Below are 18862 nucleotides of genomic sequence, written 5' to 3'. Positions count from 1 at the left end.
TCCTAGTTGCTCTCCAACCATTGGAGATAAGCAAGGGCGGCCTTTCCGACTTTTACAAAAGATACAGGTAGCCCTTTTGAAAAAGTACACGGAATTCCAAGCGATTGGCTTAGTGTATATATGGCCGTACTATAGGCTTCATAATCCGATGTAATAATCTCCGCTTGATCAAAAGGAATCTCCAGCCGGGATATCTGTCGAAATGTTTCCCGTACTTCAGCTAGCGTTCCTGCTGCACGATAAAAGTGTATATTGTGCTCATCAACATTCTCTAGAGATGCAGGAAACGAAACTACCTGAGGCAAAATGACAAGCCCGCTTCCTGCAATGCGCTTCAGCATTTCCTTCTCCACGAGAGAGAGTATATCCAAATCACGAATTATGAATAGATCGTCATTAGCTTCAACTGACTTTGGAAGAAAGCCCAGTAGCCCTGCATAATCTGTAGAACGATTCCGTACTAGCCATTGTTCATAATCGGTGAGTAGCTCGATCATATATATGCCTTTACGAGCGTTATCAAATTGAGATACAGTTAAATCTACTGCACGGATTCCCGCACATCGAAGTTCTTCTATCGCATGGTGAACACTATGTACAACGCCAGATGTAACCATTGAGCTAGGTATATATTGATCACCTCTATCAGCTAAATCAAGCATAAGGTTCTGAATGATCCAAAATGTTTGCTCGCTAGTCACTAGCTGATGATCTTGATTCAGTAGCGCAAGCTTTGTCCGTTTCACGACGAGGGAACGTAGCGTTTCTGACTCCACATCGAGTAGAGGACCATTCTCTCTAGTCATCCGAGACAACCATTGCTCAGCCTGATCGAACCGGTCTGCAAGAAGGATTATTCGCTGAAAAGAATCGTTATTGCATATCTGATACAATTCTTCAAACAAAATATGGTTCATAAGACTCATCTCCTTCTACTCTTGTATAGTTCGAGTGTACTAGGACGGTTCCTGCATATATCAAATTTATTAAAGAAATGGTTCGCGATGAAAGATAGTATTCATATGTAAAGACTTAAGCTAACCGCTTTAGTTTATTATGCTGTTTAATAGATTGCCTTCTCTCCCAGATGTGGTACCTAAATAGATCATAGTTACCTAAACAGGTAGTCAACAATATTACACCCTCAACATGTAAAGAGAAGCACCAATAAATATCGTCAATGAGCAAAACTTCTTCTCCAAAACCCTTCACACGTTCTACCTCAACTTGATTTAATCGACACTCCAGTTCTTCTTTAGAAAGGTTATTTCCAATATAACGTTGCAAATATCTTTCATATGCATGTTCTGTAACGATTAGGTTTTGCAAAGTCGAATCCATGGTCATCTTCTCCTTTATGGTAGGTCAACTCTCAGTCTACATCGTTAATCACTTTCCTGATCTGTCTGTTTCTTCATTATGACAATTGAAAGTGACACATATATGTCAGCGAATATACGTTCCCTACATAAATACAAGGTGCTGTGAATTCTCATGAATGAGATCACAGCACCTTGTTTGAGTTAAATAGATAATCTTGAGTCATAGCTCGGTCAGAGATCCACCGTCAGAACCCGAGGCCCTTTTTCCCTAGTCACTGATACATTTGTATCCATTCGTTCAATTGCCCCTTCAAGGATTCACGCACAGATTTCGGCTCCAATATTTCCGCTGCTGAACCATACTGTAGAATCCACCTTATGAATTCCTTCTCGTTGTTTACGGTAACTTCAAAGATCATACTGCCATCCCTCTGATCCGTCATTCGCGGATGAACAAACAACTCTTCTTCCTTGATATATCGTGCGATTTCCGCATTAAACCGGACCTTAAACGCTATATTCTTGTTCCCTTGTTCAATAGACCATGTATTCTTCAAATGTTGTTTAATATTGAATTGGCCCTTGTCGAATGACTCTGTTGTGAGCTCAACATTCAAGAATCGGCTAATTCGGAAAGTTCTAATTTCTTGCTTCACATGACAATATCCGATGAGATAAAATCGTTGATCCCTCGGTATGAGATAGTAAGGATCTATTTTACGCTCAGTCGTCTCATTGCGGGATTGGGTATGGTAATTTGTATGTATTGTCTTGTGATCTAGAATAGCTTGGATAATGGGTTGTAGAAAGTTAGGGCTTTCCTTTCGATAGGCAGGAGTACCCATCTGGATAATACTTGTTATATCTTCAATGATACTATTGTGCTGAGATTTCTCTTTATAGTGCGTTGCCATCACTTTATCATATGCTGTATGAAATCCGGGTGGGAGCTTCTCTTCATCCAATACGGATGGGAGTAACGAGAATACTAGAGCTTCCTGTTCTGAGAAATTAAGCGGATATATGAAGAACTTCCCCATGAAACGGTATCCAGTGCCCCGACCTTCGTTGGTGACAGGAGCAATGAGACTCAGAAGATCGAGATCTCTATAAATGGTACGGATATTAACATCACATTTCAATGAGAGGTCAGCAGCAGAAATTCCTGGATTCGCCTGAATGGCGTTGATGATACTAAAAATTCGGATGACTTTATCAATCATTACAACTCTCCTCACATATATATCTATCTATTGAGGCTATCATTCGACACCATTTGGAATTCACCTCTTATTGATCTACCCATATCCTTACTAACTTCATTATAATGGAAGAAGAAATTGTCTTCTTGAAGTAATACACAAACTGATGAAGACCATGAGTTGACCCTATTAGAAATTATCTAACCACTACAACTCAAATTTGGAGTTAAGTTCACTCCCAAGATGAATACAATCAGGAAAATGATTGACAACCTAAACGATGGTGACTTCCCTGTAGATACGGCTCTATTTTCGCTGTATTCAATTCCATTTTCCTCACTATGCTATAATCTAGATATGCCTGATAGGAGGGGAAAAGATGGCCCATATTCACTATATTGAGTGTAATACTACGCACGCGAGTAATTTTGTTATTGATGTTCCCGTGGGCTATCACTGGCTCCTTGTAATCACCAAGACCCCAGCGCAATTCTGGGTAAATGGCGTGCTCAAGGAATATCCTGCTCACAGCGCAATCCTCTATAGTCCATCGCAGAAAGTCTATTATCAGGCCTGCACCGATCATTTCGTCAATGACTGGATCCGTTTCGAATCCAATGAACATTATATTACGGAATCTCCCCTTCCGCTTGGGGTTCCCTTTGCCCTGGGTGACCCGGAATATTGCCATAAGCTGTTTGAACTGCTTGTCATCGAGCATAATTTTAATCGGGATTACAGAGAATCTTCCATCGATTATTTGCTCCGGACGCTGTTCAACAAGCTTTGGGAATCCTACTTCCAAGATGATATTACACCTCAATACTACAAATTACTGAAACTGCGCACTGCTATTCAAACCAACCCGGACGATTACTGGACAGTATCGAAAATGGCGGATTTTCTTCAAATCAGTCCAGGATACCTCCAGAACATCTACAAAAAAACGTTTGGAATATCCTGCATGGATGACGTTATCAACAGCCGGATTCGCATGGCAAAAGAATACTTAATTCACAACGCTCAAAGCATTGCTGAAGTGGCTTCACGGTGCGGATATCAAAATGTGGAACACTTCTGCAGGCAATTCAAACGAATGACTGGGCACACACCCAGAAATTTTCAGAAGCATGCAAAAGGTTAGTGTTCGAACAGCCTACTAGATCATGAACTTAAAGCAAAGGATACAGGTTCTGACTATGAATTCAATGTGTTACGGTTTCAACGAGGGTTCAACTTTTAAAGGGAACGGCTATAAACCTCCAAATTCACACACATGGGGACCAGGTGTCCGCGATGTTTATGCCCTGCATTATATTGTAAGCGGAAAGGGCTATTTGAAGACATGCCATTCTACTTTTTCTTTAAAAACAGGCGAAAGCTTCATTATTTTTCCGCATATGGAAGTGTATTATTATCCTGATCCGCTAGATCCGTGGGAGTATTTTTGGATTGAATTTAACGGGCCGAAGGCCTCTCGCCTATTGTCGATGATTAATATTGCGCCTGATCATCCAGTCGTGGAGGCATCTCGCCAAGACTTCAAACCATTGTTTCAACTGGTCGAGACTGTCGGAATAGAGCCGTTTGAAAGAGCGCGTTCGGATGCAAGACTGCATCTTTTATTGTCATATTACATGGAGTATTACCCAAGTGACAAAGCTTTTCTCAAAAAGGACTACGTATTATCAGCGCGGGAATACATTGAAAGCAACTTTTGGAAATCTTCATTATCTGTTCTGGATGTAGTGGAATTTGTGAAAATTGAGCGTAGTTACTTGTTTCGGTTATTCAAGGAAACAAACGGCATATCCATTTCTGGCTATCTAACCGCCTTCAGGATTCAGCGCGCCTGTGAATTATTGATAAATTCTCAGTTATCTATAAATTCATTGGCGTATTCAGTCGGCTACCAGGACCCGTTATATTTTTCAAAAATATTCAAAAAAGTAACTTCGTACACTCCGTCGCAATATAGAAAAACATATAGTTGAACAAAAGGCTGCTCTCCGCGCGTCTTCACGCACTGAGAACAGCCCTCCAAAGAGATCCTTAAAATCAGTTACTCAAATATACATTGTCCACGTACACAGAAGCTTGACCAGAGGAGTTGCTGGCATCAATGAATTGAATACCATACTCCCTAATATCAGCGGCATTGACTGTCGTCAAGTCCAAAGTCAGGTCGATGGTTCCGCTTTTACTTATCGTTGCCCAGCCGCTGTCGGTGAACGTGTAAGCGCTCCCGTGCTTGACGAACAATTTCACACCTAATCCCGATCCGTATCCGCCCCACTCCGAACCATGCACTGTCGCCTTCAGTTTGGTATGGGCGGAGAAATTCGCGTTGACGATCTTTGATACGATATGCTGAGAGTTCGGCGACATCGCAACATCTACTTGCAAGGAGTGCGTGTTCTTTGAACTCCAGGCTGTGGTCACCAGCGCTTTACCCAGCGGGTCCGACCATGGGCCGGTCGGAGAATTGGCCGTTAACACACCAATACCTGAGCCGCCGTTTGCAAAATATAGGAAGAATTTATCCTGGCCGTTGATTTCTTTCATTGCCACCGAAGGCGCCCATGAGAGAGAGGCCCATTTGGCAATTCCGGCTCCATCGTTTACATTATTGGCTCCGGCCACCGGGATGGCGCCGTGATCTGTCCAGTTCACCATGTCCGCCGAGGAGATGACATTGATTTTATTCAGGGCGCTGAAATCATTGTCCTTCACGGTTCCGTTGCTGTTATATACGTACGCATCGCTGGACATATAGACATGAATACTCCCGCCACTTACCAACGCTGTCGCTTCGGCTGAAGTGGGGGTTTCTGATGTATCATCCCATTTATTTCAGGATTCTTAACACCAGTGGAGTTGACACGTTGATGGTCTGGTTACCATCCAACCCCTCTATCCCATTCGCTCCTTTGGCGGATACGTTTGGGAATACTTTTCGCATAATGTTCGCTGCGCCGTTGACATCGGCATGAATCAAGCCCTTCGCGTTCTTATACAAACCGCGATACATCCGTTTGCCTGAGAAGAGCCATGTCCCCTCTTCGCCATACCTCGGCAACGGATCTTGATCTAGGAAGCTGGCTTTCGAGGTATACGCTTCTTCGGTCAGAATAACGACGATTCCCTGTTCTGCTGCCTTATAGTCGATCATCCCGATGAGCATCTGATGGGGAATATGACTGAAGGACTGATTGTTTTTCCGTCCTATCCCGGGCGCTTGCTTCCATCCATCGTTATGCCCAATGACGATCGTACCGATGTTTTGCTCCACTGCCAATTTGACGATACGATGACTTGCTTTGTGGAACAAATCTTTAATCCTACGGTGGCGCTTCAGATGGAGCCGTTCTAATCGTTTGGACGTATACGCTCCTTCGCGAGGTTCCTTGCCCTGGCGAAGAATACCGGTATAGTGCGCTTTCATCTTGTTGTAATACTGATTGATCGATTTAACAATCTTGCCCTTCACGATGATCGGTTTCGCTCCAGTCGTCGTGACGATGGTTGCAAGATTGACTACGCCAAGATCAATCGCCAGCATGTGTTCTTGTATCGCTTCCTTCTGTTCGAGCGGACAAGCGAAGATCAATTCGATCACGTATTGTCCATGTCTTGGGACGACACGTACTTGCATCAGTTGTCCGTCGGTACAGCCCAGCTTGCCTATATTCAGTTGCAGCTTGGTCTTTGGAAACTTGAGAAATTTCCGTTCTTTGATCACACAATCTTGATTGGAAAATATGACTTCCTTCACTCTGTTCCGAGCGTACCCCGGAATATGGGGCTTGCCGTTGTACTTCTCAGGATGTTGGCGGTAGTCCTTGATGCTGGCAAAGAAGGCTTTCCAATTGTGGAACACTACTTTCATGATTCCCTGACTGCACTGCGTCGGGAGCGCCCGATAATCGATTTGATTCATCACCTTGAACAAAGCGTCCAAGAAGTTGTAATGAACAAAGGGAGTTTCTTGCGACGGTAGCTTGAACGGATGAGAACTGTTCTTTTCACTTCGTCGTTCGTTCATGACGTCAATATGTGATGCCAGCGTGTCCATAACTTGCTGTTGCAACGGCTGAAGCAGCTCATTCTTCCCAAAGGCGGTAACGATCTGCCGGATGTAAAAGTTGGTCGTATTATACAGGTTCTTGGCATCTTCACATGCTTGATCGAGGTACGAAAACAAGCGATGGCTTGGCTTAATCCACACTTGATGGGTTCTATACATTGTATTTGAATCTGACAAAACTTCACCCCCTTCCAGTCGCGTAATGCGAATATACGTTCTATTCCTATTATACCTTTTAAGATTTAGGAAGGGAAGAACATCTTGTCGGATTATTCAGGAGGTCGCCGATTCACCTCGCCACTTGTAGAAGTGGGAGTCCTCTCGGCGAAAACTGATAGACTCTTCCGTTATACGTCAGTGCGAAGGGATCGGCGCCCAGCTTGTGATCCATCAGCGGATTGGAATTCCCCGGCTACTTGGCCGTGGCATTGTTTGCAGCATACACAGACATCATAGGCAGACAGCTCAGCAATAAAACAAAGGTCATTGCAATTACCAAGAGCTTTTTAAACATCGATATCCCTCCATTAAGAATGATTTGTAATCCCTTTCAATCGAATTCGGCACAAATGCCGGTTGCCTGGCAGACACATTGATTTTTTTACCCTTGTAATCACTAATCCCATCTCCTCATCGTGTAACTTCTGCCAAACCCTCCTCTTGTCACCTCCTGTCTGATTGAAGCGGCAGCTGTATCTCACAAAGGTTGTCCCATAGTTCTTGAAGCACTTGCAGGCGCTTCCCTATTCTGTATTATATTAAGTATCTACTGTATAATCCTTGCAAATAAACGATACTACATTGCGCGGATATCTATAATTCCAAAAGATACAATAAAAGGAATGGTCGCTATGAATAAGGATACAAACTATATTTTCGCACCTATTAAAGAAGAATTGATTTGCTTTCATAAAACAACAGATACAGAACTTATCAATCCGGCTGCTTGTATTCATCAACACCCTGTATCAGTCTTCCACATACAAATCGAACAATCACATGCCAAACCTGGTCAGCAATACCATGACCTATATCAAGGAGCATACTGGACTTACGATACGCTCCTACATTGTCGACAAGCGTATTTCACTGGCCATGAGCCACCTGTCCACCGGAAAGACCGTTGCTGAAGCCTGTGAGCTTTCCGGGTTCAGCGACTATGCCAATTTCATAAGGAGCTTCAAAAAAATAGCCGGCATGCCTGAGAGGCAAGGTCCCCCCCTCCTTCCTAAAGGCAAAGAAAATAACTTGTTCCCTGCACAGGGAACAAGTTATTTTCTTTGTGCTTGTCTTATATTCTTACCAACGGCTATTTGACATTCGCTTCCCAGTAATCGCCAACCAGGCCTTCAATAATACTGCTGTTGGTCCAAGCCTCCTTCGGGGTCTATAGCCTTATCCGCATCAAGCGGGGTTCCATAACATTCCATCCGTTTAGAATTTATCAATCTTGTACCAGAATAGGGGTAGCGGAAACCATCCTATAGGCGCAGGAACTGCCATATAACGGCTGTGTTGTGTAAGCAGAAGCGCCTGAGCATGCTGCTTACTAAGGACAACTGCACCTGGCTTAGCAGAGCGCTCGACAGTCACGCCACCCGCATCCACTCGCGCAGTAACCGGCTGACCGTCCATGACTGCGGAGAATTCCCCCTGGACAATCCCAGTGGTCTTAAACTTAAGCGTCAGATAAGCCTTCAATACGTTGGCAAAATCCAGAATATGATACATATCGGATGTCTCGATAACAAAGTCTTCAGCAATGCTGCCAAGAGCCGTATTCAGCGAAATGTCATATTCCGGCGTATAAATAGTTATTCGTTCTGCTCTGCTATATCCCCTATAAGCCTTGATCGTCCGTGCAATATCGTCCGCTTTTTCCATCGCGAATTCAGATATTTCATCGCCTGCTTCGTTTACGATCAGATACCCGATCAACTTACCTTGGTCCAGAACGCCCAGCGCATTTTGATGGAGGGTGTTGAAAATAATTGGCAATTTCTGTGCGTTACGTTCAATATAAGCGAGCCGCGAGGTGTTCATGCTATGCGCAAAGGCTTCTGCTCCTTCAACCTCGAATAACGGGCAGAAGGATATTCCTGTGTCGTTCACATGTCTTAAGCCATGGCGCACATTGGCCTCTCCCACGAAATACTTGAACTTCACACCGCCAAGCGTGAAGCCAAAATACTCATATCTCTGTCGCTGGCCATATAATACGACCATATCACACGTATTGCGCAGTTCTTCAAGCCACATGTCCATGAGCGCCTTCATATGCCCTTCGCCACGCGCACGTGGATGGACCGATACGGTACCCAAATAGCAGGTTCGGAGAGTATAATCACATACCGTCAGAGGCGCTGGGAAAACGGCCACCTGTGCGCGCAGCCTGCCTTTCTCATCCACAGCAACCTTATGCATGGCTGAAGAATCTACGTTCTTTCCATACGCTTTGGGCATCAGGGTTTCAAAATCCAAGCGAAAAGCATAGTTGGCTAAATCTATGCATTCATCGCGTTCATTCGGAGTTGCCATTCTGTATTTAACCATTTGTCTACCCTTTCAGTCTATATATTTAACTACCTTGGCCAGTGCCGACCAAATCCTTCGCTTGCTCATGCCTCAGACTCTTCCATTTCGGCGGTACCAACTCCCGGTCAATCATTTCCCGGACTTAACGAAATAGCACACAATTTCCGGACTCACGGAAATATTGTATCAATTGCTCAATGGGCTGTCGTCCGCATTTCAGTTGTTCCCCAAGGCAGTCAATACACAGGAAATCTTGCGCGTTGCGCGTAACAAGCTTCAGGTAAATCGCCACATCATCTGTCACAAGGGGAACTCCGCATTTTCTGCATGTTCTATTCATATTCACGCTCTTCTTTACACCAGTTTAGCCCGCACAATTAGACAATCATGAGCCGGAACCACTGGAGCGTATCTTTCTCTGAATACACCGATTTCTTTATGCTCCCAGCAGTCATACAACGACAGCGATTTTCCGGAAGCATAGGGAAGTCCGACATCCCAAAATTGCAGCGACATTTCCCTTTGACCATCGCTCAGATTGAAGAAGCCTATAGCAAGGTCTCCGTCGGTTAACACTTTTACTAGCATAAACACATCATCCGCATGAAACCACTGCGGTTCCGGCTTGATGCGATAAGCACCTCGGCCTTCCACATCCTGATTAATCGCAATCAAATCCTTGTTCATCAGAATATCCCTAGTGGCCTTATTGGCTTTCCGGATGTCGCTGCCAATCATCAGCGGAGACCCCATCATACTCCATAAAGAAAAATGGGTCTTGTACTCCACATCACTGCAACCGCCGATTTGACTTCCGATAAAGTCGCTGTTGCTGCCTCCGTACATGCCGACAACCAGCATATCCAGATCATTATGGCAATAGGCTCCGGTATAGCAGGCTTTATCCAGCTGAGATAAAGCTAAGCTCTTAATTGAAACCCAGCTATCCTGAATATCTCCTGTGGACCGATACATATGCGCGCCTGATTCACGAATCCATTGATGTACATTGTCCTCGCCCCAATTGCATGCCGAGAACAGAATGTCTCTTCCGCAGTTTTTAAGCGCGAGGCTCATTCGCTTGTACAGCAGTTCCCCCGACATATGTCTGGGCTTAAAGCAGTAATCATACTTTAAGAAATCAACGCCCCATTCTGCCAGTGATTCCGCATCCTGAAATTCATGTTCAAAGCTCCCCGGATACCCTGCGCAGGTATGCGTTCCTACACAAGAGTACATCCCGAATTTCAGTCCCTTTGAATGAATATAATCTGCAAGCGCCTTCATTCCACTAGGGAATTTGACTGCATCGACGACCAGCTTGCCATCCTTGTCCCTTTCTTTCAGGCTCCAGCAGTCATCAATAACAATGTACTCATATCCCGCATCCTTGTACCCATCTGCAACAATAGTATCGGCGGCTTCCCTGATAAGTTGCTCATTAATGTCCCATGTAAAAGTGTTCCATGAATTCCATCCCATAGGCGGTGTCAAGCCGAGTTGTTGTATGTTCATTATAATTTTTCATCCTTTCGCATAACCTCATAATTAGGTGCAAGAACAGTTGCTGTACTCTTTATGTATTTAATCACACACGACTCTCTGAATCTATAGCTTGACGTTGCTTTCATATCGACATTTGTTGCTTTTCTCCAGAAGAAAACAAATTCGGCCTTCGTACTACATGGGCTTAAATTCAGGTTAGGCTTCAAAATAAAATAATATATAAAATTTAATTATTCACAAAATATGTTAAATAAAAAGGTTGGATTGTATAAATATTGATTTTTTGCAATTACATCTAACAATAGATCAATAATTGGTGAGGATAGGTCATTGTTTGAAGGGAACTGATAATTTATTATAGTTTCGTAGGTTGTAAGCGTTATCAACTAATGGGTCACGAAAAGGAGTGACACGATGCGTAGTCAAAGCATGAGAAGCAATTCTATCAAAAAATTTCTTTATATTTCGCCCTTTATGGCTTTACTTGCTGTCTTTGCATACTACCCACTCTATGGATGGGTTTATGCGTTCTTTGACTATATGCCGCCGATTCCGCTGTCACAAGCGCCATTTGTCGGTTTCAAATGGTTTCATTCCTTGGTAGAAAACCAGGTAAAGGTCAATCAACTACTTCAAGTAATCAAAAACACGTTCGGTATCAGTGGAATGAGTTTACTTTTCTCTTGGCTTCCCATGGTCTTTGCAATCTTCCTAACGGAGATCAAAGCCGTACGTTTTCGAAAATTCATCCAGACCGTAACCACTCTTCCAAACTTTATCAGTTGGGTATTGGTATATTCATTGGCATTTTCCATGTTCTCAAGTGAAGGTATCTTCAACGGCTTTTTGAGTCAGATGGGGCTTATCGAATCTCCTGTACTCCTTCTTCAGAAATCGGACCATGTCTGGATTACGATGTGGATATGGGAGACATGGAAAGCATTGGGTTGGGCGGCTATTTTGTATATAGCGGCGATTATGGGAATTGATGAATCCCTATATGAAGCGGCTCATGTAGATGGCGCAACAAGAATGCAGGTCATCCGGCATGTGGTTTTGCCAAGTATGCTACCGACTTATTTTGTATTATTGATGCTTCAAATTGCCGGCTTTCTAAACAATGGATTGGAGCAATATTTCGTTTTCCAGAATGCATTCAACAAAGACACCATACAGGTGTTGGATCTATATGTATACAACCTAGCCATGGGGGGCGGTAGCTATTCCGTTTCCGTCGCGATCAGTATGCTGAAGAGCCTGATAAGTGTTGTTCTTCTCTTTTCCGTAAACGGGCTGTCCAAATTGTTAAGAGGAGAGGGCATCGTATGAGTGACAACCAAACAGAACTAGCGCCAATTTCCACAAAAAATAACAGCCGCGTCCCCAAAAAAATTAAAATGCAGACTAGTACAACTGACAAATTGATTTCTGTTACGATCTATTTCCTGTTTTCTCTCTTTGCATTTGTTTGTGTTTTTCCGTTTTACTCGATCATTATCAATACGATAAGCGCCAACGATCTCAGTGCCAAAGGTGAAATTGTGTTCTGGCCGAAGCAGATACATTTCCAGAACTATATTGACGTATTTAAAATACCGGGACTATGGAATGCATTTGTCATTTCTGTGGGGAGAACGGTAATAGGCACAATGTTGACGGTTGGCGCCTCTGCCTTTTTGGGATTCATGTTTTCTCAGGAGGATATGTGGGGGAAAAAATTTTGGTACAGGTTCACCATTCTTACGATGTTCTTTAATGCCGGCATCATCCCTTGGTATTTGACCATGAGATCCTTGCATTTGACCAACAATTTCCTTGCCTACATCCTGCCGTCCATTGTAGCTCCATTTTTTATCATTCTTGTAAAAACGTTTGTGGAATCCACACCGAAGGAATTGCAGCACGCGGCTAGCATTGACGGTGCCGGAATTCTAACTACCTTTTACAAGATTATCTTGCCCATCAGCAAACCGATATTAGCTACAGTCGCCATATTCTCGGCAGTGAACCAGTGGAACTCCTTTCAGGATACGCTACTGCTGGTTACAGACAGCAAATTGTACAGTTTGCAGTTCATTCTGTATAACTACATCAATCAGGCCAGCTCCTTATCCACCATGGTCAATCTGCAAAATGCTGGATCAACCGCCATGGCCAGTCTGTCCACCAAGCAAACCACTACATCCATTCGTATGACAGTTACTATTATCGTTGTCGCACCTATTTTGCTTATTTATCCGACTTTTCAAAGATTTTTTGTTAAAGGAATTATGATTGGTGCAGTGAAAGGTTAATCTGCACTATTATGATAAATTAAACAATTGGGGGGCTGTAAATGAATAAATACAGTAATCTGGTAAGAAAGCCTATGTTGCTCTTTGGCACTACTCTTCTTCTGGGAATGACAGTACTCAGTGGATGCAGCGGCAACTCCAACAATGCAACCGAGTCAGCCGATCCGGGTGCAGGAATCGATCACAGTAAACCTCTGACCATCACCGTGTTCAACAACGCAGCAAATTACCAGGGAGAGCAGACCGGTTGGTACGGAAAGCTCGTTAAGGATAAGTTCAATATCACTTTAAATATTCTGGCTCCCCAAGTTGCGGGCGATCAGCTATACAAGACAAGGTCGGCATCGGGAGATCTGGGTGACCTCCTCATTATTGATAACAGTCAGTTGGAGGAATTAATACCGGCGGGTATGATTATGGATATCACGGATAAGATCAAGAATACGGAGCACCTGTCCAAATATATGGACAATCACTTTAAGCCCTTTAATGCTGCATTCGAAAGTATAAATCCTGAAGGTAAAATCTATGCCTTGCCGACTTTTACATCGGACACTTCCCCAACGACATTCTCGGAAGAAATCCCTTACTCCAGTCCAATTATGCCTTGGGATTATTACAAGGGAATCGGATCTCCCAAGCTGAACAATCTGACTGATCTGCTGGATGCACTGAAGCAAATGCAGGAGAAATACCCCAAGACACCGGACGGAAAAACGATCGTTCCGATCACCCTTTGGAAGGACTGGGACAATGGAAGTATGGAAAACGTTCGTTGGTTGAGCAACTGGTATGGCTATGAGCAGCCGGACGGAACCTCGACCATTCTGTTAAATGCTAAAGGCGATATCGTTCCGCTCGTTGACGACAACAGTATGTACAAGAAAATTCTAAAGTTCTATTATGACGCCAATCAGATGGGGCTGGTTGACCCTGACTCACCATCCCAGGATTGGAATAAAGTCTCAGAGAAGCTGACTAATAAACAGGTTCTGCTCTTATGGTATTCCTGGCAAAGAGGCTTTTACAACACTATTGAAAGAGGTAATACAGGGGACGGTAATGTTTCCGTTCCGATCGCCGATACCCACATTATCCAGAATAGTGATGCCTTCTTCGGAAACGGGAGAGTATTTGCTGTTGGTTCGAAAGCGAAAGAGCCTGAAAGAATCATCGAATTCATGGATTGGATGGCATCTCCAGAAGGTCTTCGCTATTATACCAATGGATTCGAAGGCTTTAATTATGAAAAAACGGCAGACGGCAAGTATAGTTTGACCAAAGTAGGCCAAATTGCTTTCCAAGAAAACACCCCTGTTCCTGACGAGTATGGAGGCGGAGGATATCAAGATGGTCAGAGCAAGATCAACACTATGATTATGAGCGATTTTGTAGAAGATCCGGAAACAGGTGAATTCTACAACAACAATTATTGGAGCTCAACCATAGAGGCGAATAAGACAGCTCTAACTAAGGAATGGCAGAATACTTATAATGCAACCACCCCGACAGAGTACTATCAGAACAACAATATGATCGATATCGTACCAAATATCAATACAAGTCTCGGGTCGGATTCGTCGGAAGTTAAGAATAAACGAAGCCAGATCTCTGACTATGTTAAGAACACTTCATGGAAAATGATATTCGCCAAGGATCAAGCGGAATTCGATCAGCTCTGGACAAAGCTGAAGACCGATGTGGTCGGTCTCGGTTGGGATGATGTCATTGCCGTGGATACGGAAAGAGCTCAAAAAATCGTTAAACTGCGTGCTGATGCAGTCGCGAGCAAATAAAACATGGCTACACCAAGCGATTGCAATATCCTAATTTAATCAAGATAAGGGACGTTCCAAACAGCCGGATCAGGTCTGTGTGGAACGTCCCTTTTGAGCAGTGGGCTAAAAAATAAGCTTGGAGAACTGATATAAACCGTTCTTCCAGACCGGCCAATCATGGTCGCCATTCTCCTCCACCCAGATATGCGGCACGGAATGCTGCGACAAATAGGCATGCGTTCGGTCGCTGACATTCTTGAGACTGTCCAGATCACCGCACGATAGCCAGAGCAGACTGAGCTGTTCTGCGGACTTCTGCGGTTCCGGGACCAACAGCTCGGGCAACTTCGTATTGGGAGCCGGGGAAAATGCCCCAATCCAAGCGAAACGGTCCAGATTGTTCAGACCGATATTCAGGGACTGTCCTCCACCCATGGATAATCCGGCAATGGCGCGGTGCATCCGGTCTGTCCGGACCGAATATTTCTCTTCAATATAAGGGATAAGATCGTGGAGCAAATCTCTCTCGAATGTTTCGAACGCCTGTACTTTGTCAGGAGCAAACATATCCCCTTCCGCCCGGTCGTTCAGCATCGCTCGACCGTTAGGAAGAACGACGATCATGGGCTTCAGCATTTGATCAGCATATAGATTATCCAGAATGATCTGGGGCTTGCCGTGAGTGTACCACTCATTCTCATCTCCGCCAATCCCGTGCAGCAGATACAACACGCTGTATTCCTGCCCATCGGAATAACCTGGCGGCGTATATACCCTTGCCTTCCGGGTGTTGCCTAGTGTCCTGGAGGGATACTCTATGGTCTGTATCACCCCCCGGGCAATGCCTTCTCTCTCCTTGTCGTATCCGGCTGCTGCTGTTTGCATCTTATAATTCTGCTGGCTCTCGTTCATTGTCGCTCATTCCTCTCTTATATATGAATAGACTACTCCTTGAAATATTGCTCGACCAGAAATTGCATGACTTCACCGGGAGGCTCCTCTACAAATTCTGCTTTGTCTGCAAAAATCATACCGTAAGGTTCTTCCGGTGTACACGGTTTCCAGAGAGGCAACTCCTCGCCGGTAGAATCTTTGCCGTTCGGATTGCCTGTTCCAATGAAATAGGATAGATAATTGCACATTTGGCGGGCAAGATCATAATGCTTACCCACAAAAGGCCGCCAGCATTTGGCCAGCGTTTCGAAATGAAACCACAGATCCACTGAATGAAAGGTACCAGGATTATCCCAGCCCGGAATGTCGGCATCAAAACTGTAATAATACATCGGGACACCGCTGCCGGAATCGCTGTTTGCCTTAACAGCAACACGTGCCGCATATTCAATATTGTTCACGGAAGCTTTATGGATCATTTCCTCCAGATTTCCTGAATCAACGGCGCATAGCTTAAGGTATTTATCCGCTTCCCCGCCAAACATTTCAACAGCCTTGGCTCTGAATTCATCTACGCTATCGGCGTCAGGAACACTGAAGAACTCGGACGAGGTATTTCCCAGCATGACCGGTACCTTTTGGTGCTGTCCTTCCAAAAGAAGATTATATGGATTGCCAACACAGTATTTCTGATCCACCGCCGTTCCCCAGAACTTCCCGTATTCAAGCATTTTATCGCGGAGATATACGGCATCCAGCTTACGGGCCTCTTTCAAATTCAACACACCCAGATATTCAAAGAATGCTATCCCCGCCTCTTCTGCCTCCTTGAGGGTTTGGTTACGCGGAGGAATCGGACTGTTCGGATACAAAGATTTAAAGATCCCGCTCATAATGACGGCCCGCTGAAACAACCCATCATTCTGCGGCGAGGTCAGCTGGCTCAGCACACTTCCGCCGCCTGCAGATTGTCCCCCAATCGTGATTTGGTCAGGATCTCCGCCAAAAGCAGCGATATTGCGTTTCACCCACTGCGTACCCGCCTGCTGATCCAGATGTCCGAAATTCGCGGGAGCATCAGGCGATTCCGCAGTAATCTCGGGATGGCTCAAAAAGCCAAATGCGTTCAGACGGTAATTTATGGTTACTACAACAATCCCCCGGCGGGCAATACGTTCGCCGTCAAACTCCATTTCGGCCGTATGACCCACCTGAAATCCTCCGCCAAAATACCATACAAATACAGGAAGCTTCTCATCAGCACTGACGGCCGGTGTCCAGACATTCAGGTAAAGACAGTCCTCATTCATCGGAAGATCCGGATCGACCGACCATTCGCGGGAATAAATATTATTCACATCTATGACGGTCGGGGCCTGCATGGAAATGGGGGCAAAATCATGTGCTTTCAATTTCCCTTCCCAGTTGTGCACAGGCTGGGGAGCACGCCAGCGGTTCTCCCCCACAGGCGGGGCCGCAAACGGAATTCCCTTAAAGCTGGTAATACGCGGATCAGCCGCCGATAGTCCTTGAACAATACCACTTTCAACACGTACTACTCTTAACATATTTATTCTCCTCCCGGAATAAAAGCGCTTTCTTGACTGTTTTACGATATAAACTATAGAGAAACCCTGAAATTCAAACAATGATATTTACTGACCATTAATTGATCTATCCGAAGAAATGACAAGCCAATGCCACCTTGCGCCACATCGTTATTATGGTAGCCCAGATCATCGTCCAAAATAATTTTCCTAGGATGAATTCCTCTACTCCATAAACTGCCATGATACGAGCTTAAATAATTCTGTCCCGGTCTTACCCGTAAACACCAGATACAAATCGCGGGTCCCTTCTGCTCCGCTAACCTCCGTCATGAACTCCACCTGTTGTTCCGGCCCATTGGCAGCGGGAACCGACAGTTCGCCAATCAATAGACCTGCCGGGTCATCCAGATGAAGTTCAATAGTTCCGCTGCCCTCAAGGCTTATGACAGAAGCACTGAATGCCACAGCACCTTTACTGAAATCTACCCCTGATAATCCAATCCAGTCGCCATTGTCAATTCCCGTTACTCTTCGTTGTCCCAGGTCTGCATGAGTTTCCGTATATACGCCTGCACTCCACCCTATCGTAGCCGCTGGCACGCGTTGATAAGGGCTTAAGAATTGGATTTGCTTCACACCTTTATAGTCTGCTTCAACCTCCCGAATGGAACCATCTTCGTTATGATTAAGGCGGTTGAGATGCGTCGAACGGTAGCCGTTCGCAATCCCCTGTGCTTTGGACAAGGTTTGTGCGTGATAGGCGATATACCATACGTCATGAAATTGGAAAATCGCATGATGGTTATTGCCTGACACTTCGAAAAAGTGTCCCGGATTCTTTAATATCGTCTCATGATATATCCAGGGACCCATCGGTTTGTCGCTCGTCATATACGCAATCTCTCCCGCAGGAGGGCTGCCCTCCGGACGTTCCCCATCATAGAAATTTGAGCAGTAGGTATAATAGTAGACACCTTCCCGTTTATGTATTCCGGCATCCTCGAACATGAACGGGGCAGGAATAACCTCTGCAGTCCCCACTACGCTGGTCATATCATCTCCAAGCTTCATCACCCGTGCCGTACCTGGCTCTGCGTATTCTCCTTCCGGCACTCCGCCTCCGAAATAGATATACCCCTTGCCGTCATCATCAACCAGAACCGCCGGGTCGAAAAGCCAAGTGACGTCCTCAACTCCCGGAGTCGAACGCAAAATGAGTGCCTCACCGATAGGATCAATCCATGGCCCCACCGGACTGTCGCTCGACAAAACGCCAATGCCGCTGGCATTATTGGCGAAATACAGAAAAAATTTATTCTTGCCGTCGATCACCTTATGGACCGCTGCAGGCGCCCATGATTGGGTAGCCCATTTAGCCGCCCCTTCCGGTCCTGCAACCGCAATTTCGCCATGATCGGTCCAGTTGACCAAATCACTAGAGGAAATTACCGCAATCTTGTTGATGCTGCTGTAAGTGTTTTCTTTTACCACACCGTTTCCGTCGTACTCCAGCGCGTCATTGGTCATGTACAGATAGACCCGGTCTTCGAACACCAATACATATGGATCGGCCCCATATCTGTTTGCAACTACCGGATTACCATTAGGCGGAACCTTTCCGATTGCTTGATTCAATTGAAATGTCATTTGATTTCCTCCATTTTTTTATATATTCAAACTTCATTAGGCCAAGG

16 protein-coding genes and 1 pseudogene are annotated in these 18862 nt (G+C 44.9%); 6 read left to right on the top strand and 11 right to left on the bottom strand.

Annotated features, from left to right (window positions below; genetic code table 11):
• Positions 1 to 2: 2 nt before the first annotated feature.
• The 3 genes from AC1TO9_RS03550 to AC1TO9_RS03540 all read right to left on the bottom strand — a co-directional run bounded on the left by AC1TO9_RS03550 (position 3) and on the right by AC1TO9_RS03540 (position 2545).
• On the bottom strand, positions 3 to 917 hold the full coding sequence (locus tag AC1TO9_RS03550) for a hypothetical protein (RefSeq protein WP_482058336.1): 915 nt from the start codon (positions 915 to 917) through the stop codon (positions 3 to 5).
• 115 nt (positions 918 to 1032) lie between these two features.
• Positions 1033 to 1341, bottom strand: a complete 309-nt coding sequence (locus AC1TO9_RS03545) for a hypothetical protein (RefSeq protein ID WP_482058335.1) — start codon at positions 1339 to 1341, stop codon at positions 1033 to 1035.
• Positions 1342 to 1594: 253 nt separating this feature from the next.
• A complete protein-coding gene (locus AC1TO9_RS03540) occupies positions 1595 to 2545 on the bottom strand; it encodes a helix-turn-helix transcriptional regulator (RefSeq protein WP_482058334.1) in 951 nt (316 codons plus the stop codon).
• A gap of 358 nt (positions 2546 to 2903) precedes the next feature.
• Here AC1TO9_RS03540 and AC1TO9_RS03535 point away from each other — a divergent pair, with 358 nt between their 5' ends.
• Both AC1TO9_RS03535 and AC1TO9_RS03530 read left to right on the top strand, forming a co-directional pair.
• Positions 2904 to 3668: a helix-turn-helix transcriptional regulator gene (locus AC1TO9_RS03535; protein WP_482058333.1), complete on the top strand. Its 765-nt coding sequence runs from the start codon at positions 2904 to 2906 to the stop codon at positions 3666 to 3668.
• Between the two features lie 55 nt (positions 3669 to 3723).
• Entirely contained in the window at positions 3724 to 4518 is a 795-nt protein-coding gene (locus tag AC1TO9_RS03530) for a helix-turn-helix domain-containing protein (protein WP_482058332.1), read from the top strand.
• 64 nt (positions 4519 to 4582) lie between these two features.
• On the opposite strand, the gene AC1TO9_RS03525 is transcribed toward AC1TO9_RS03530, so the two are convergent.
• From AC1TO9_RS03525 to AC1TO9_RS03515, 3 genes and pseudogenes are all read right to left on the bottom strand, one after another.
• Complete coding sequence (locus AC1TO9_RS03525) at positions 4583 to 5296, bottom strand: family 43 glycosylhydrolase (RefSeq protein ID WP_482058331.1); 714 nt, start codon at positions 5294 to 5296, stop codon at positions 4583 to 4585.
• A 76-nt stretch (positions 5297 to 5372) separates the two neighbouring features.
• Positions 5373 to 6770, bottom strand: a complete 1398-nt coding sequence (locus AC1TO9_RS03520) for an RNA-guided endonuclease InsQ/TnpB family protein (protein ID WP_482058408.1) — start codon at positions 6768 to 6770, stop codon at positions 5373 to 5375.
• A 175-nt stretch (positions 6771 to 6945) separates the two neighbouring features.
• Positions 6946 to 7125 (bottom strand): annotated as a pseudogene (locus AC1TO9_RS03515) (arabinoxylan arabinofuranohydrolase); the annotation flags it as partial.
• Positions 7126 to 7634: 509 nt separating this feature from the next.
• Here AC1TO9_RS03515 and AC1TO9_RS03510 point away from each other — a divergent pair.
• Positions 7635 to 7928, top strand: coding sequence for a helix-turn-helix domain-containing protein (locus AC1TO9_RS03510; RefSeq protein ID WP_482058330.1), 294 nt, complete (start codon positions 7635 to 7637; stop codon positions 7926 to 7928).
• A 117-nt stretch (positions 7929 to 8045) separates the two neighbouring features.
• Here AC1TO9_RS03510 and AC1TO9_RS03505 read toward each other — a convergent pair whose 3' ends face one another.
• Both AC1TO9_RS03505 and AC1TO9_RS03500 read right to left on the bottom strand, forming a co-directional pair.
• Positions 8046 to 9149: a GNAT family N-acetyltransferase gene (locus AC1TO9_RS03505; RefSeq protein ID WP_482058329.1), complete on the bottom strand. Its 1104-nt coding sequence runs from the start codon at positions 9147 to 9149 to the stop codon at positions 8046 to 8048.
• 351 nt (positions 9150 to 9500) lie between these two features.
• Positions 9501 to 10661, bottom strand: coding sequence for a glycoside hydrolase family 27 protein (locus tag AC1TO9_RS03500; RefSeq protein WP_482058328.1), 1161 nt, complete (start codon positions 10659 to 10661; stop codon positions 9501 to 9503).
• Positions 10662 to 11066: 405 nt separating this feature from the next.
• Between AC1TO9_RS03500 and AC1TO9_RS03495 the strand changes: the two genes are divergently transcribed.
• The 3 genes from AC1TO9_RS03495 to AC1TO9_RS03485 are packed head-to-tail and all read left to right on the top strand — an operon-like array spanning position 11067 to position 14742.
• Positions 11067 to 11981, top strand: coding sequence for an ABC transporter permease subunit (locus AC1TO9_RS03495; protein WP_482058327.1), 915 nt, complete (start codon positions 11067 to 11069; stop codon positions 11979 to 11981).
• Positions 11978 to 12946: a carbohydrate ABC transporter permease gene (locus tag AC1TO9_RS03490; RefSeq protein ID WP_482055145.1), complete on the top strand. Its 969-nt coding sequence runs from the start codon at positions 11978 to 11980 to the stop codon at positions 12944 to 12946. Before AC1TO9_RS03495 ends, AC1TO9_RS03490 begins: the two co-directional genes overlap by 4 nt.
• Positions 12947 to 12987: 41 nt before the next feature.
• Entirely contained in the window at positions 12988 to 14742 is a 1755-nt protein-coding gene (locus AC1TO9_RS03485; RefSeq protein WP_482058326.1) for a type 2 periplasmic-binding domain-containing protein, read from the top strand.
• Positions 14743 to 14847: 105 nt separating this feature from the next.
• Here the strand turns inward: AC1TO9_RS03485 and AC1TO9_RS03480 are convergent, their stop codons facing one another.
• From AC1TO9_RS03480 to AC1TO9_RS03470, 3 genes are all read right to left on the bottom strand, one after another.
• Positions 14848 to 15636 carry an alpha/beta hydrolase gene (locus AC1TO9_RS03480; RefSeq protein ID WP_482058325.1) on the bottom strand — a complete coding sequence of 263 codons (789 nt, stop codon included), beginning with the start codon at positions 15634 to 15636 and terminating at the stop codon, positions 14848 to 14850.
• A gap of 32 nt (positions 15637 to 15668) precedes the next feature.
• The gene (locus AC1TO9_RS03475; RefSeq protein ID WP_482055142.1) at positions 15669 to 17186 is read right to left on the bottom strand and encodes a carboxylesterase/lipase family protein; all 1518 of its coding nucleotides are present in this window, start codon (positions 17184 to 17186) and stop codon (positions 15669 to 15671) included.
• A 204-nt stretch (positions 17187 to 17390) separates the two neighbouring features.
• On the bottom strand, positions 17391 to 18815 hold the full coding sequence (locus tag AC1TO9_RS03470; protein WP_482055141.1) for a glycoside hydrolase family 43 protein: 1425 nt from the start codon (positions 18813 to 18815) through the stop codon (positions 17391 to 17393).
• Between the last annotated feature and the right edge of the window lie 47 nt (positions 18816 to 18862).

The organism is Paenibacillus sp. Y916 (assembly GCF_056786435.1).
Note: the sequence above shows the minus strand (reverse complement) of the source record. Positions and strands in the feature narration are given on the sequence as shown.

Bases quoted from the DNA above. Each gene is read 5' to 3' on its own strand.
- AC1TO9_RS03545 (WP_482058335.1), bottom strand. From the start codon at position 1,341: ATGGATTCGACTTTGCAAAACCTAATCGTTACAGAACATGCATATGAA.
- AC1TO9_RS03490 (WP_482055145.1), top strand. From the start codon at position 11,978: ATGAGTGACAACCAAACAGAACTAGCGCCAATTTCCACAAAAAATAAC.
- AC1TO9_RS03540 (WP_482058334.1), bottom strand. From the start codon at position 2,545: ATGATTGATAAAGTCATCCGAATTTTTAGTATCATCAACGCCATTCAG.
- AC1TO9_RS03530 (WP_482058332.1), top strand. From the start codon at position 3,724: ATGAATTCAATGTGTTACGGTTTCAACGAGGGTTCAACTTTTAAAGGG.
- AC1TO9_RS03470 (WP_482055141.1), bottom strand. From the start codon at position 18,815: ATGACATTTCAATTGAATCAAGCAATCGGAAAGGTTCCGCCTAATGGT.
- AC1TO9_RS03510 (WP_482058330.1), top strand. From the start codon at position 7,635: ATGACCTATATCAAGGAGCATACTGGACTTACGATACGCTCCTACATT.
- AC1TO9_RS03520 (WP_482058408.1), bottom strand. From the start codon at position 6,770: ATGTATAGAACCCATCAAGTGTGGATTAAGCCAAGCCATCGCTTGTTT.
- AC1TO9_RS03500 (WP_482058328.1), bottom strand. From the start codon at position 10,661: ATGAACATACAACAACTCGGCTTGACACCGCCTATGGGATGGAATTCA.
- AC1TO9_RS03535 (WP_482058333.1), top strand. From the start codon at position 2,904: ATGGCCCATATTCACTATATTGAGTGTAATACTACGCACGCGAGTAAT.
- AC1TO9_RS03550 (WP_482058336.1), bottom strand. From the start codon at position 917: ATGAACCATATTTTGTTTGAAGAATTGTATCAGATATGCAATAACGAT.
- AC1TO9_RS03495 (WP_482058327.1), top strand. From the start codon at position 11,067: ATGCGTAGTCAAAGCATGAGAAGCAATTCTATCAAAAAATTTCTTTAT.
- AC1TO9_RS03480 (WP_482058325.1), bottom strand. From the start codon at position 15,636: ATGAACGAGAGCCAGCAGAATTATAAGATGCAAACAGCAGCAGCCGGA.
- AC1TO9_RS03485 (WP_482058326.1), top strand. From the start codon at position 12,988: ATGAATAAATACAGTAATCTGGTAAGAAAGCCTATGTTGCTCTTTGGC.
- AC1TO9_RS03475 (WP_482055142.1), bottom strand. From the start codon at position 17,186: ATGTTAAGAGTAGTACGTGTTGAAAGTGGTATTGTTCAAGGACTATCG.
- AC1TO9_RS03525 (WP_482058331.1), bottom strand. From the start codon at position 5,296: ATGTCCAGCGATGCGTACGTATATAACAGCAACGGAACCGTGAAGGAC.
- AC1TO9_RS03505 (WP_482058329.1), bottom strand. From the start codon at position 9,149: ATGGCAACTCCGAATGAACGCGATGAATGCATAGATTTAGCCAACTAT.